This is a genomic window from Enterocloster sp. HCN-30185 (genome assembly GCF_037890305.1).
Taxonomy (GTDB): domain Bacteria; phylum Bacillota; class Clostridia; order Lachnospirales; family Lachnospiraceae; genus Enterocloster.
In genome coordinates this window covers 1-14,545 of the sequence record NZ_JBBKBT010000021.1, presented here as the reverse complement: position 1 = coordinate 14,545, position 14,545 = coordinate 1, and the positions used below count along the sequence as shown (strand labels likewise).

The window sequence follows — 14,545 nt, the reverse complement described above, 5'->3', positions numbered from 1 at the left end:
TAAAGGCAGTCAGTGGTGGCTGCCTTTTATCGTACAAAATGGAGGTCATTTATGGCAGAAAATAATACAGAAAAACAGCGTGTGCAGGAGCTTACGGATAAACTGGAGCAGGGATTGCAGGATTTATTCAACAGTGACAGTTACTGCAATTATCTTAGAACGATGTCAAAATTTCATAATTACAGTTTTAACAACACGCTCTTAATTGCGATGCAAAAGCCTGACGCTACGTTAGTGGCCGGATACAAGGCTTGGCAGAAGAATTTTGAGCGTCATGTAAATAAAGGGGAAAAGGCAATCCGTATCCTTGCACCTGCACCCTATAAAATCAAAGAGGAACGGGATAAGATTGATCCGGTTACACAAGAGTTGTTGCTTGATAAGGACGGAAATCCGCAGAAAGAGGAAGTCGAGATAACAATTCCGGCATTCCGGGCAGTATCCGTTTTTGATGTGGCACAGACAGACGGAAAGCCGATACCGGAACTTGCGGCAAAGGAGCTTCTTTCAGATGTGGAAGGGTATCAGGATATGATTCGTGCAGTAGAAGCCATTTCACCAGTACCGATTGAACTGGAGGAGATAGCCGGAGATTCCAAAGGCTATTATGATAGGGAAGCAAAGCGGATTGCGGTACAGGAAAACATGAGCGAGAGCCAGACCTTAAAGACAATGATCCATGAGGTGGTTCACTCCAAGCTGCATAGCAAGGAAGTGGAGCAGGATGAGCAGATGAAAAAAGACCGCAATACCAAAGAAGTGGAAGCTGAGAGCATAGCTTATACAGTATGTCAGCATTTTGGTATAGATACCTCTGATTATTCTTTTGGGTATATTGCAGGTTGGAGCAGCGGAAGAGATACCAAAGAACTTAGATCTTCCATGGATACGATACGCAGGACAGCTTCGGAGTTGATTACCGGGATAGAGGAACAATTACAGGAATTACAAAGGAACAGGGAAGTATCACAGGAACAGACAAAGGAAAGTATTCTCCTCATACAGAATACTGACCTTTCAGAGTTCAGTCTGCTTGATGTATATGGCATGGACAGACCAGAACTGATGCAGGCATTGTCAGAAATGACAGACGATGACAAGTTGAGCATACAGGCATATTTGGAAAGCAGGGGTGCATGGACAACGGAAATCGGCAATCAGGATTCCAGAGAGTACGGAGAGTATCATCTGGATGTGCGTTATAACACGGATACAGATGAGCTGATTGATATGAAGGAGAGAAAGGCGGTCTATGATAAGGCAATGGAGCCGATCAATGCCGATGATGTGGTTGTTAAGTTCGCTTCCATTTTTGAAAGCGAATGGGAGGTTTTGAAAATCACAAATATGTTAAGGGATGATGTCGGAAAAATGCTTAAAGATATGGCTTCTCTTGATGAAAAAGAATGGGATGGCAATTACCTTTCATATATGGAAAAACAGGGAGCGGAAATCACATTACTTGCGTCCAGTAGTAAGGAATTAAATGGAAATATGACGGACTTTTGGGATTATGAATACGATTTTGATGCAGGTCTGACGGATGCGGAGGAATTGTCTGTCATGCAACAGGCAGAGCATATCATTAACCGGTTGGAGCATGGACAGCCTGCCTTTTCCGATGATGAAAGAAATCTGATTGTGAATTATGCGTATAAGCTGGGGGATATGGAGAAAACAAGGGAGCTTGCAGAACATATCTATGCACAGGAAGTGGATGGAAATCAGGATGTTGCATTAGCAATGATAGATGCACAAGCAGAAATCGACGCACTTCCGGATAGCATGGTCGGAATATCTGAAATGCAGGAGTATGGCTATACATGGATTGAAATGCTTCCACTAACACAGGAAAGGGCATTGGAACTATTTGACCATGACTTGCCTGTGTATCTTTTGCATACGGATGGTTCCGAGAGTACTGTAGCTGATAGAAAACAGATTTTAGAGCATGATGGAATGTGCGGAATAGAAAAAGGGGACTGGCAGAATGAACGGAAACTTCTCATGATGCAGGAAGAACTTACAGAGAGTAATTCCAACAGGGAAGCACTACTTTTATATGGAAATACCGATAAATACGGTATTTACCAGTTAAAGGATAATCCCGAACTGGACAAGTTCCGCTTTGAGGGAACGGAAAGCCTGAAGCGTATGGGAATAACCAAAGACAATTTTGATGCGGTATTGCCGGAAAATTATAAACTGGTGTATTTGGGCGAATTGTCAGAATTGCAGGGACGGACGCAATCGGAAACACTGGAAGCAATCTATAAAAAGCTTAATATTGACCATCCGGCAGACTACAAGGCACATTCACTGTCGGTCAGCGATATTGTGGTATTACATGAGAACGGGGAAAACAGCGCACACTTTGTAGATTCTTTTGGATTTACAGAACTGCCGAAGTTCATGCTGACACTGGAGGGCAAGGAAAATGAGATAGAGACGGAGCTTGCGGTTCATATCGCAGACCGTTATATCCTGATGCATGAATGTGATGAGGGATACGATTACTCCATTCTGAATGAGCAGTATCATTTACTGGATGGCGGTGTCTACGATAACCCGGATATTACGATTCAGCGTGCAATGGATATGGTGATTGCGGATTTGAAAGAACCGAGGTTTTCAGCGGTCACAGAGCAGTATTATCGTGATGAATTTTTGCAGGGCGAGGTGTATGCAGGTTCCGAAGCAGAGATTGTTGATTTTGAGGAACTTTCGGAGAAAGCCGAGGAAGTGGAACAGACAGATTTGGAAGCAAAGCAGGCAGAATTCAGAGAGAACAATCCGGATGTGGTTGCAGATTTCCGGGCAAAGACAGAAGAATTGTTTCATAGTCTGGACGGACAGAGTGCGGACGATATAGAAAAAACAGTGTATGCTTATGTGCAGTCGCAGATTGATGAATACGGTCTGGATGCGAAAATCGTGGATGTAGTGGTAGTCGGGAGCCGATGCAGAGGTATTGAGCAGGAAAATTCGGATTTGGATGTGGTTGTGGAATACACAGGCTCCACCAGAGAAGATGACCTTTTTAATATGCTCCATGAGGACAGCATTTATATTGCAGGCATACAGGTAGATATTAACCCGATTACAGAGAGCAGAACCGGAACATTGGAGACTTATCTGCCAGAAGTGGAAACCTATCTGCAGGAGAAGGCACAGCAGGAACAGGTCAATACACAGCTTGTAACACAAGGGCGGGAACAGGAACCGACAGAGCAGACGGAACTGGCAAATGAACCTGTTATTGAGCCGGAGACCGTCCATGTGACATTTACAGTGGCAGAATGTGGCGAATTTCACAATATTGGAGAATATCATGAGGGGATAGAAACGATTGAGGAAGCCATTCAGATTTATCAAGCCATTGATCCGTCCCGGATGAACGGTATCCATTCGCTTGGTGTGAATATGCACATCGAGGGAACAGAAGAATGGGAAGATGAGCAGGCGGACATTTTGAGTGGAAAATGTATTGATGTTGATTTCCTGAATTACACACCGGAGCTTCGGGACACTCCGAAAGTGCAGGATGCACTAAAGAAATTGATTGCAGCCTTTCCGGAGAAAGAGGTCAATGACCGGGAAACAAAAGAGCAGAAAATACAGGCACTTGCGGCAGAACTTGATCAGCTATCTTATGAGATTGATACATATGGATATAGAGATTCGGTATCAGACAGAGAATCACAGATACAAATGATTGCTGATGATATAAGAACTGGAAATGTGAAACCTCTAAGTATTTTCTTACAGGCATCTATTGACGAGGGGATAGACGAGGACAGTGAGAGACAGGCAAAGGAACTGCTTGTGAAATTGGCAGAGTACAAGCCGCTTGCTAAGATTGAGGAACTGGAGGAGCAGAATTATAACATGATTGATGAGAGGCTCAACAATGGAGTGGAAAAATTCAATCGTGAAGAAGAAAAGAAAGAACAGCAGGAAAAGCCGGAAGCACGTTCTTCCTTAAAGGAGAGATTGGCAGCCAAGCAGAAGGAAGCGGCACAGGGAAACAATAAGGATACGAAGGAACTGGAAAAATCAAAAAATTCACATAGGGAGATGTAGGATGATGAATAAATTCACAGTAGAAGAAATCAATTTCATGTGTGTTTTTGAGACACAGAACAGAATGAAGATGATGGAAGAAATCAGACGGGTAATGCCGCACATAAAGGACAGCGATATGGAAGATATTGCCGGGCAGGTATTAGAAAAATTAGAAGGCATGAATGATAAAGAATTTGCAGAATTAGTGTTAGAAGCGGCAGAATAAAAAGATGGTAGTCATTAGGAAATATCCTTTTGGCTACCATCTTTTTTGTTGAAAATTAAAGAGGAGCCGGATTACTCCGACTCCTCCAAGTATGTGTCCGCAAACACATACCCCAATTGCTATCTATAATATACTATATACAAGTGAAATATGCAAGCATTATATGGCATTTTTCAAGATGCCCAGCCGAGAAAACAAATCGGGATGAATGGTAATAGCTGAAACATTCGGGTTTACGGATGCTTCGTATTCTCGTGTGATCTTTTCAAATTCTCGAATAAATGATTTAATCTCAGTTTTAGAAACTTTCAGTAATTTCAAGTAATAACAAATGAGAATAATATAGTCACCAATAGTTTTGAAATTTATGTAAGGCATTCCCATTTCTAAAATCAGACACTGTTTCATTGGTCTGGATGGATCCATTTTTTTGAAACGGGTATCGTATACTACATCATTATGGGCAATAGCATTTCTCAGATCCTTTAAGGCATATACATATTTATAAAGCAATTCCCGATAGGTATCACTGGATAGATTTATGCCGATTGAACGGGATACTTTTTCACGCATATCAATAGTCAGACAGGAAAGTAGATAACCAAAATCGCCCATAGTAAGAATTTCGAAAATTGCCCAAATTGGAACCTCATTATAGTTGACATTATTATAAAAATGGGTGATTTTAGGGTTTTCTTTGCGGTATGCAGCGGCTATGGCATTTTGTATGGAACCTTGGAGATTCAGTTTGTTATTTTGGTATTTCTTTTTTATATCTTCGCGAGTTCCAGCCGGAGCATTTTTGTAACTGCTGATTGCTTTATCATACATATCATAGACACTGCTTGAATCTATTTCTGTCATAATTGTGTTTAATGCAATATTTTTAAGGGCAGTTTCAATAAACATCATTTTTCCATATAAAAGAGACTTTAGTTTTGTGTCATATTGTATGGTTGCGTTGATCTCATTGTATGAGGTAAATGGAAGGCGGTTTGAGGATGATACAAAAAAGCGGTATCCCTTATAACCATGAAAATATCCTGTATTGATCAGTTGCTGCTTTTGAGAAGTCCCTGAGATGGAAATTCCGTTATTTCTAAGATGCCGCATTAAGGCATCAGTTGATTTATAGTCTGTTTTCGCCATAGTATCTCCTAAGTGTTTGTGGTAATAAATTAAGTATAATACATGGTGTCATTATTAACAAGCTACAAGATAGGATTATTCTTTTTCTTAAATTGTTCCTGCACCGGATCGGTTTGTGCCCGTCCGAGATACCGGTCAAGATTTTCCTGTTTCCGCTTCAAATCCCGCACCTCTTTTTCACAGCTCTTGTAAGTAGCGGTCAGTTCTTTTTTCTGCGTTTCCAATGCCTGATATTCGGCTCGCAGCTTATCCACATTCAATCCTTTTAGCTTGATGCCTGCCTGTTCAAGCACCCGTCTTGCACCGCCATATAGGATGATCTGGCTCTCGTATCTGCGAAAATAAGCGTCCGGGTTCTTGGCTTTCTTGTAGGCGATATGATAGGAGCGGTTGTCTTTGTACTGCTCGGCATATTTGATGATTTCAGCAAGGTCTTTCATGCGATGTTCCAGTTCCACAACGCTCTGTTTGGCGGACTTGCCCGCTTCGGTTTTTACAGTAATCTTATGCTCCAAATCGGAGAGAGAACCAGCTTCATTATAGCTTTGTGCGGCGATTTTCAGATTCTCGATTGCCGCCCACTGTTGCAGTCCGGGACTGTTCTGGAATTTCTCGTCCGAGGTGTCAATGAGCCTGCGGGTGGAGTAATCCTTTTTCGGGATAACTGCCTTTCGTTCCCGCTTCTTTTCAATGCGTTCCCGGATACGTTCCTTTGTGTATTCTTTCCCTAAAGACCTAGCACTGCCACGCACAAAACGCTCCTTGTCCAGAGGTCGGAAAGAGATATATTTCGCAGCATCTTCTCCAAAAGTTTCCCCTTTGATTTCGTAACCTTTTGCCCGCATCAGAAGCAGAAATTCTTCGTAAGTGGAAGCTGATTTGATACAGAAATTGATGTCCCGCCTGAGCTGTGTTTTCCAGGTTGAACCATTCTGATCAGACTGCCATTCCTTGTATTTTTTGCCACGTTCACCACCGGGAATGATGACAGAAAGATTGTGTTCTTTGCACAGTTTATCACTCAGGTGGCGGATGCGGTGGTAAGTCTGTGTGCAGTCATGGTATTTATTGTATTCGATGTTATCAGCCGCACAGAAGATGATATGGTTGTGTATATGCCCCTTATCAATATGCGTGGTGACAACATACGAATATTTCCCCTCTAAAACCTTGTCTGCAAGCTCTTTTCCGATGCGGTGTGCTTCCTCATAACCGACCTCGCCCGGAGCAAAAGCCTGTATGAGATGATAGGCTTTGTTGGGACTGTTTTCCCTGCAATGGTCAAGCGTATATTTAAAGTCAATCGCCGCAGTTTCGGGCGCACACGCATAAGACGAAACATAGATTTGTTCATCGGTTTTGTCTGGGTTACAGATATATTCTATGGCTTTATCAACGGTTGCTTTGATAGCATGGATTTTTGTGTATGCCATACCTCATTCATCAACTCCTTTACTTCGTCTATGTCCTCCTGATAAATGTTTCCGGTGCTGTTTACCCTCTTTGCGATCTGGTTTAAACTGGAGCTGATACGTCCCAGTTCTGTATTGTAATTTCGCAGATAACTGTAATCGACATCATACACATATCCATATAAGATCAGCTTGCGCAGGAAAGCAGACATACTCTTCATGCCGGATGCTTTGAACTTGGTGTTGAGGATGTACTGCTCATCATCGCTGAGATAAAATTGCACCGGATTGGTGCGGTTTCGCTTTGCCATTTCTGCCACTTCCTTTCTTACTTTTGGGTACAAAAAAACTGCTGTAAAATGTTCGATTTTTACAACAGTTCGTTTCAGGTTTTATTCAGTTTTGGGTGTAATTACCCACAGCAGATTGTAGCAAAAGTGGCAGGAAAGGTCAAGGTATTCCACAGGAAAATCAAAGAAAAAATAAAAGAGGGTTAGGGATACTTCCCTATGGAAATTCACACGCATATACGATAGGAAAGTGTGGGGAATTTCGCCTGTGTCATGACACAGGCAGTGCTTGCTAAGGTTGTTTTTTACCACTCCCAAAGGGTGTGGCGGATAGTAAATGTGGATAGTAAAGTAATAATATCAATATGACGATATAGAAAATGCGGGGAAGCATTGTATTTCAAAGAGTTTGAGATGTGTGTTTTCCGATCTTTTGAAAGAAATATTTGAATATTGAAACAGTGGGGTGGTGCAAGACTCTGCTGAATAATAGGCTTTTGCTAAAAGGTATCACTTTTGCGAAAATGTGTGATACCTTCTGGCAGGAGCCTTTTTATATAAAGATAACTTGACTTATAAATCTTACTGATGTAATATTTACACAAGTGCAGTGGGTTTCAAAAATATTTTTTTGATGTGAAATCTTACACATGTAATAAATAAAAAGGAAGGATGAAGAGTAGAACAGAACAAAAGGAAAATTTTTTTGTTCCAAAATCTTACGAATGTAATATTTTGAAAGCGAGTAATGAACATTGAAAATAGAATATGACCATTTCGACTATCGTCTCAATGGTCATACTCGTTAAATGGCATTTCATGCAAGCATGAATGCCGCTTGACTCGTTATTTGCCATATCAGCAAAGCAAAATGAATGGAGGTCAATATGAAGAAAGGAAAAAGCAGACATAAAAGAAAGAAAAGCAGGCTCCTATGGATTGCGATTGCTGTTATAGGAATGGCTGCGATTACTGTTGCGGTATGTGTGGCAGAAATGTTCAAAAAGGAGGATGTGTGGAAAACACCAGAAGAACTTCTGGTTGAATACATGAATCACATCCCGGCACAGGAGTATGAGCAAATGTATAAGATGCTCCATATTGAGGCATCTGGCAATGTCAGTCAGGAGGATTTCATAAAACGCAATTCAGCTATTTACGAAGGTATTGAAATCCAGAATATGGCGGTCGAGATTATCGCATATGACGAAGAGCAACTGACCGTAACTTATCAGACATCTTTTGATACGGTTGCAGGAGAAATCAGCTTTGAGAATGAAGCATTTTTTCTGGAGGGCGAAGACGGGTATAAGTTGGTTTGGGATAATTCACTGATCTTTCCGAATTTAGCTTCTACTGATAAGGTAAGAGTTTTAACGACACAGGCAAACCGGGGAGAAATTCTAGATAGGAATGGACGAGTGCTTGCTGGAAAAGGAACTGCATCTTCGGTTGGAATCGTTCCGGGAAAATTGGAGAACAGGGAGGAAGCAATCGCCAAGATTGCAGAATTACTGGAAACCACGCCGGAAGTGATAGAGAAGAAATTGTCAGCACAGTGGGTAAAAGATGATTCTTTTGTTCCAATAAAAACGATTCCGAGAGTGGAAGAAATCGAACTGCTAAAAGTAGAACCGGACGAAGATGTATTGAAGGAGAAAGAAAGGCACGAAAGTTTGCTGGCAATTCCCGGAGTAATGATATCTGACGTTGAAGTTCGTGAGTATCCTTTAGGTGAAGCGGCTGCACATTTGGTAGGGTATGTACAAAGCGTTACTGCAGAGGATTTAGAAGAACATGCAGGAGAGGGATATACAGCTAACAGTGTGATTGGCAGAAGCGGAATGGAAGGTCTGTTTGAAAAGGAACTGAAAGGGCAAAACGGCTGCAGGATATACATTGTGAATTCGGAAGGCAAAGAGAAAGAAGAACTTGCTTGTATTTTAGTGCAGCACGGTCAGGACATTAAGCTGACGATAGATGCCAGTTTGCAGATTGCCTTATATGAGCAGTTTCAGGAAGACAAGAGCTGCTCTGTAGCCATGAATCCATATACCGGAGAAGTACTGGCTTTGGTCAGTACACCATCTTATGACAATAATGATTTTATCATGGGATTGTCCAGTGAGCAGTGGACAGCATTGAATGATGACGAGGATAAGCCTATGTATAATCGGTTCCGGCAAGTCTGGTGTCCCGGTTCGACATTCAAGCCAGTTACGGCTGCGGTCGGTTTGGAATCAGGAGCAATTGATCCAAATGAAGATTATGGTAATGTAGGATTAAGCTGGCAAAAAGATGCATCGTGGGGGTCTTATTATGTAACTACCCTTCATGCATATGAACCAGTTATTTTAGAGAACGCTTTGATTTATTCCGATAATATTTATTTTGCAAAGGCAGCATTAAAAATTGGTTATGAGGAAATGGAAAGTTCCCTGACACAGCTTGGCTTTAATGCGGAGCTGCCATTTGAGATTAAAATGGCAAAGTCGCAGTATTCCAATTCAGAAAGTATTGAAACAGAAATACAGTTGGCAGACAGCGGTTACGGTCAGGGACAGGTTTTAGTGAATCCATTACATTTGGCATGTATCTATTCTGCTTTCTGTAATGAGGGGAACATCATAAAACCTTATCTGGTCTATCAGAACGAGGTATCTGCAGAGTATTGGATATCAGGAGCGTTTTCCAGTGAAACCGCAAGTCGGGTATTGGAGGGAACGAAAAAGGTTGTAAACGATTCTCATGGAACAGGGTACGCAGCCCATCGGGATGACATAGTTCTGGCAGGGAAAACGGGTACAGCAGAAATCAAGGCATCAAAAGATGATACTTCCGGTACTGAATTAGGTTGGTTTGCGGTTTTTACAGCAGAAGAAACGGTGGAACGTCCTATATTGATTATCAGTATGGTGGAAGATGTAAAAGGAAGAGGAGGCAGCGGATATGTTGTTAAAAAAGACAGCTTGGTTTTGGAAGAGTGGTTTAGCCGCAATTAGTTTCATGTTGATAGTAAGTGTTTCGGGGTGTAGTGATACACCCCAAGAGGAAACAGCGGTTGTTGAAACGATAAGTGAGGTGCAGTTACCGGGACAAAAGGATGAAGAAGAAACCGAAAAGATGATTGAATGTTGTTTGGAACTTTATGAAAAGGCAGCAGAGGAAAATAAAATAGCTGATCTGGAAATGATTCGCAGCATTGTAAATCGGTTTGGAGAAAATGGGTATCCGGCTGTTGACAGCAGAAATCAGATTGATATGACTGAGGCAGAGCAGGTAGAGTGGTTCTGTGAAATGGTGGATACGCAGGAAGAGGCTGAAATAACAATTATTGAGGTCAGTTACTTGGGCGGATTTGTAAAATACGATTTGGAAACAAAAGACGGAAATGTGGATGTGGTCAGAAGCTATTATAAGTACGAAAACGGAAACATGAAACGAGAGGTGACAGGAAGTTATCAGGCGGAGTATTGGAATTATACAGAAGATGGTTATCTTATGTTTTCAGGAGTTTGGTTTTCGGAAGAATTATATGTACTGACATTGAGCGGAGCGGAGGAGCATACCGCATTACGGGTACAGCCTTTGGATGAAACATACAGAGAGTTGAGTCGGAAGTATCTTCTTCCAATCGGCTTTGAACAGAATAATATGTTCATTGTAGATTGGAGCGAGGATGATTTTGGGGATTTGAATTTCTATGATATGTATGATCTTCTTTATCCAAAAGTAAATGGGACATACACCCCTTATGTTGCAGATGACAATTTAGGAGTTGGTGCTGTTTATCGAATTCCCAAGGATGACTTTGAAAGCGTTATCATGGCATATTTCAATATCGATAGTGAAACATTACAGTCCAAAACTATCTATTATGCAGAGGATGAAACCTATGAATATAAACCGAGAGGATTTGAGGAAGTAGAGTATCCGGAATACCCATATTCAGAGGTAGTTGGATTTACAAAAAACAGCGATGGAACACTTACGCTGACAGCCAACGTGGTGTTTCCTTATGCGGGTGATTCCAAAGTATTTGCCCACGAGGTTGTAGTTCGTCCTTTGGAGAATGGAGGCGTACAGTATGTGTCTAACCGAATTATACCGTCTGAGGATAATTACAGGGAAACATGGCATACCCCTCGTTTGACAGCCGAAGAATGGGAAGAAATATATGGAGGCGAATGATGGAAGATGTGAAATGGTTGCTTAAAAAGTGTGGACTCCCAATTTTGATATTGTTGTTTGCTGTTATAGCCGGGGTGATCTGTTGGGGAAAACTGCATACAGAGGAACGAAAAGTGGCGGAAGAAGTATGGGAGCCACCTGTAGAAATCGAAAACAGTGAAGCAACAACAGAAGCAGATGCGGAAACTTCTACAGAGTCAGCATATTGGTTCATTCCACAATCCAAAGATTGCCTTATTTCAGATGAGGAAAAGGAGCAATTACAAAGTAAGGTGTTGTCAGCAGCCGAATCAGTCAGCGAAATATATAAGGATTTCGTAATTGCAGATGCAGCAAACTATTCTTCCGGTATCAGTGAGTTTTCTGGCGAACAGAGAAAGAACGTAGTGGAAGCCTTGGGAAAAAGAGGTCTGGTAAGTGTTGAAGAAGATACTGCTATGCAAAATCATGAAGCAATCGAAGCATTCTATTCAGATTACTTGGATGGACGGGACTCGATGGTTACGGTATTCGAAGTGCATAGAGATGGGTTGATTGGAGCAGTTACTTTTATTTATCGGAAAGGTAAGCTGCAGACTTATTATATAGGAGTTCGTTGGAAGGAAGGTGGAGTACCTGAAATACAGGGAACTTCGGTAAGTAATGTAGCTGAAATCAAACTTACTGAAAAAGGGTATTTTATCTATGCATATGAATATGTGATTGCACATGCAAGTTTGAGACAGTATTGGAGAATAGAACCGCTTCCGGAAGACTGCCGGAAATTGACGGAAAAATACATATCGGGACTAAGCTATGTGAATTACAACGTGCTTGTCACAAACTGGGACAGTAATAATGTGGAGGACATACTGATGCCTTGTATGTATGAAGATATTTATCGGATTTATACAGGTGAAAATTTGAAAACGGAAGATTGGAAAATTTCGGCAGAGGAATTTGAAAAGATTATGACCACCTATTTTCCTGTATCGGTGGAACAGTTGAGAGAGCATCGTGGATATGATGAGGGCAGCAACAGTTATGAATATGAAATGATTTATGCCAGCCCATATCCGCCCTTTGGAGAGGTGGTTGATTATACAGAAAATGCGGATGGAACAATTACGCTTATCGTTGATGGAGTATGGCCGGATTATAATTCCGATCTCGCTTTTAGAAACACGGTTGTGGTCCAACCATTTGAAGATGGAACGTTCAGATATCTTTCTAATTCCATAGAGCAAATAGAATTGGAACTGCCACCGATAGCAAGAACGAAAGGATGATTTTATGGTATTAAGGAAAAAAAGTATTCTACTGATTATGGTATTTCTGATTGGGTGTTTCGTATGTGCCTGCGGAAAAGAAAAGAGTGTTGTGGGTGAAACTCTTGCGGAAGATACGGAAGAAGTATCTCCCACGGAGGAAACAAAAAGCGCTGAGGAAGAAGCTGCAGAGCAGTGGGAAAAGGGCTATGGACTTCCAGTGGATGAACAGGAGGAAAAAGAAGCTGCGAATGACTGCAAAAAAATGATGGAACTTATTTTTGACATTTATAAGGATGCAGATAAAGGGACAGCATCAAATGTGGTTCTGAATGATGAAACGGTTCTGGAAATGCAGAAAAGGTTAATGGAAACGGGATGTCCGGTTTCCACTTTGGTAACATACTCCAATATGGGAAATTATGAAAGTGTGGATTCTTATCTTGAGAATTGCACGGCTGGGGAACGTGGTTCTGTAGTAGTTTATGAGATACATAGTGATGGTGGAATTGGTAGAATAAAATACATTTATGATGGAACGGATATGTATGTTGTAAGTGCAGGAAGCGTATGGAATAAGAATGGTAAGTCGGGAATGTCCTATATATCCTACACCAGAATAAAGGAGTGGAAATATACGGATAAAGGATGGTTTTGTTATGAATTATGTGTTCCGGAACCGCCGGAGGTTACAGAGATTGTTGACGGAAGCTGTCTGGTAAGAATAAAGCCATTATCTAAGGAACAACGGGAAATGTCAGAACGATGCGTACAAGGTCTGGGGTATCAGGGAAATAATCTTTTATGCTCGAATTGGGATACCGACCATATGGAAAAACTGGACTATAATGGAATATATGAATATCTGTATGCCATGAAACATCAGAAAGCGTTTGATGCCGAGGATTATCCAAATGGAATACCAAAAGAAGAATTTGAGAGTTTGATCATGGAATATCTTCCGGTAACAGCAGAGCAAATTCAGGAATATGCGGTATTTGATGAAAAAAATCAGACTTATGTATGGGTACGACTAGGCTGCCTTAACTATGCACCAACTTTTTTTGGAACTTCGTTGCCGGAGGTTATTGATATCAAAGAAAATGAGGATGGAACAGTGACATTAACGGTGGATGCGGTGTGTGATATGGTCATTTGTGATGATGCGGTCATAACCCATGAACTTACAGTAAAGTTTGCTGATGATGGTAGCTTTCAATATTTGGGGAATGAAATCTTAAATGACGGAATTATGCATATACCAGACTACCAATACCGAATTCGTGAATAGCAACAGAAGAATGATTTGATAATAGTGGTATTCTATGGTAATCTTACGGGCGTAAGAGAAAGGAGGATGGAATGAAAAAATTAAAATTAGTTGGAATATTGGCAGCAGTTGTATTGATAGGCAGTGTGATTTCAATTCCACTTATAAATAACCATACAGCCTATAAGGTGGAAAAGGCATTATGTGAAATCCCGTTGCCAGAGGAAACAGAATTGATAGAGTCGTTGTCACAGGCTGGGAAGCTGACGGGTAACGGAAATGGAATGCAGTATTTCGGAGCAATTTTAATTCGAAGTGATTTGTCTTTGGAAGAATTGGATGCTTACTATTCAGGTTACAGAAGTAATGAATGGGAATGTTTGGTGGAAACTCAGGAAGGGCAGTCCATTGAGGTGATTGATCACGAGACACTACAATTTTCGGAAGAAATAAAGGATAGCGGTTATTACATTCTATATTCATGGGGAAGCGGAAATTCTCTATTGGAAGAACTGGATATACGTGGACATTAAAAGGAGTGTTATAACAATGAAGAAATTTTTGAAAATTATGCTATGTATTATGGGGTCGCTTCTTGCAGTAATTGTAGCATTTTGGTTTAGCATTTCGTATTTGATTTTAATTAGATTATCTACATGTGAAGTGAGGTGTTTTTGTGCGAAAGCACAGTATTA

The 14,545-nt window shown here is 41.1% G+C and carries 10 protein-coding genes; 7 read left to right on the top strand and 3 right to left on the bottom strand.

Annotation, left to right across the window (positions count from 1 at the left end; translation table 11 throughout):
• Window positions 1-51 precede the first annotated feature (51 nt).
• Both WKT10_RS15065 and WKT10_RS15060 read left to right on the top strand, forming a co-directional pair.
• Complete coding sequence (locus tag WKT10_RS15065; RefSeq protein ID WP_002594214.1) at window positions 52-4,083, top strand: YodL domain-containing protein; 4,032 nt, start codon at window positions 52-54, stop codon at window positions 4,081-4,083.
• A 4-nt stretch (window positions 4,084-4,087) separates the two neighbouring features.
• Entirely contained in the window at window positions 4,088-4,291 is a 204-nt protein-coding gene (locus WKT10_RS15060; RefSeq protein WP_038292535.1) for a transposon-transfer assisting family protein, read from the top strand.
• Between the two features lie 159 nt (window positions 4,292-4,450).
• On the opposite strand, the gene WKT10_RS15055 is transcribed toward WKT10_RS15060, so the two are convergent.
• The 3 genes from WKT10_RS15055 to WKT10_RS15045 form a co-directional block, all read right to left on the bottom strand.
• Entirely contained in the window at window positions 4,451-5,440 is a 990-nt protein-coding gene (locus WKT10_RS15055) for an Abi family protein (protein WP_002594212.1), read from the bottom strand.
• Window positions 5,441-5,502: 62 nt separating this feature from the next.
• The gene (locus WKT10_RS15050; protein ID WP_118300873.1) at window positions 5,503-6,873 is read right to left on the bottom strand and encodes a relaxase/mobilization nuclease domain-containing protein; all 1,371 of its coding nucleotides are present in this window, start codon (window positions 6,871-6,873) and stop codon (window positions 5,503-5,505) included.
• Window positions 6,822-7,163 carry a MobC family plasmid mobilization relaxosome protein gene (locus tag WKT10_RS15045; RefSeq protein ID WP_002593565.1) on the bottom strand — a complete coding sequence of 114 codons (342 nt, stop codon included), beginning with the start codon at window positions 7,161-7,163 and terminating at the stop codon, window positions 6,822-6,824. The genes WKT10_RS15050 and WKT10_RS15045 overlap by 52 nt, the downstream gene beginning before the upstream one ends.
• 866 nt (window positions 7,164-8,029) lie before the next feature.
• Here WKT10_RS15045 and WKT10_RS15040 point away from each other — a divergent pair.
• The 5 genes from WKT10_RS15040 to WKT10_RS15020 all read left to right on the top strand — a co-directional run bounded on the left by WKT10_RS15040 (window position 8,030) and on the right by WKT10_RS15020 (window position 14,383).
• Complete coding sequence (locus tag WKT10_RS15040; protein WP_002593566.1) at window positions 8,030-10,144, top strand: penicillin-binding transpeptidase domain-containing protein; 2,115 nt, start codon at window positions 8,030-8,032, stop codon at window positions 10,142-10,144.
• On the top strand, window positions 10,092-11,333 hold the full coding sequence (locus WKT10_RS15035; RefSeq protein WP_002593567.1) for a DUF6070 family protein: 1,242 nt from the start codon (window positions 10,092-10,094) through the stop codon (window positions 11,331-11,333). Before WKT10_RS15040 ends, WKT10_RS15035 begins: the two co-directional genes overlap by 53 nt.
• On the top strand, window positions 11,333-12,601 hold the full coding sequence (locus tag WKT10_RS15030) for a DUF6070 family protein (RefSeq protein ID WP_002593568.1): 1,269 nt from the start codon (window positions 11,333-11,335) through the stop codon (window positions 12,599-12,601). The genes WKT10_RS15035 and WKT10_RS15030 overlap by 1 nt, the downstream gene beginning before the upstream one ends.
• A gap of 4 nt (window positions 12,602-12,605) precedes the next feature.
• Window positions 12,606-13,871: a DUF6070 family protein gene (locus WKT10_RS15025; RefSeq protein ID WP_002593569.1), complete on the top strand. Its 1,266-nt coding sequence runs from the start codon at window positions 12,606-12,608 to the stop codon at window positions 13,869-13,871.
• Window positions 13,872-13,942: 71 nt separating this feature from the next.
• The gene (locus WKT10_RS15020) at window positions 13,943-14,383 is read left to right on the top strand and encodes a hypothetical protein (RefSeq protein ID WP_002593570.1); all 441 of its coding nucleotides are present in this window, start codon (window positions 13,943-13,945) and stop codon (window positions 14,381-14,383) included.
• Window positions 14,384-14,545: the final 162 nt, after the last annotated feature.

Bases quoted from the DNA above. Each gene is read 5' to 3' on its own strand.
- WKT10_RS15060 (WP_038292535.1), top strand. From the start codon at position 4,088: ATGAATAAATTCACAGTAGAAGAAATCAATTTCATGTGTGTTTTTGAG.
- WKT10_RS15045 (WP_002593565.1), bottom strand. From the start codon at position 7,163: ATGGCAAAGCGAAACCGCACCAATCCGGTGCAATTTTATCTCAGCGAT.
- WKT10_RS15035 (WP_002593567.1), top strand. From the start codon at position 10,092: ATGTTGTTAAAAAAGACAGCTTGGTTTTGGAAGAGTGGTTTAGCCGCA.
- WKT10_RS15065 (WP_002594214.1), top strand. From the start codon at position 52: ATGGCAGAAAATAATACAGAAAAACAGCGTGTGCAGGAGCTTACGGAT.
- WKT10_RS15040 (WP_002593566.1), top strand. From the start codon at position 8,030: ATGAAGAAAGGAAAAAGCAGACATAAAAGAAAGAAAAGCAGGCTCCTA.
- WKT10_RS15030 (WP_002593568.1), top strand. From the start codon at position 11,333: ATGGAAGATGTGAAATGGTTGCTTAAAAAGTGTGGACTCCCAATTTTG.
- WKT10_RS15025 (WP_002593569.1), top strand. From the start codon at position 12,606: ATGGTATTAAGGAAAAAAAGTATTCTACTGATTATGGTATTTCTGATT.
- WKT10_RS15050 (WP_118300873.1), bottom strand. From the start codon at position 6,873: ATGGCATACACAAAAATCCATGCTATCAAAGCAACCGTTGATAAAGCC.
- WKT10_RS15020 (WP_002593570.1), top strand. From the start codon at position 13,943: ATGAAAAAATTAAAATTAGTTGGAATATTGGCAGCAGTTGTATTGATA.
- WKT10_RS15055 (WP_002594212.1), bottom strand. From the start codon at position 5,440: ATGGCGAAAACAGACTATAAATCAACTGATGCCTTAATGCGGCATCTT.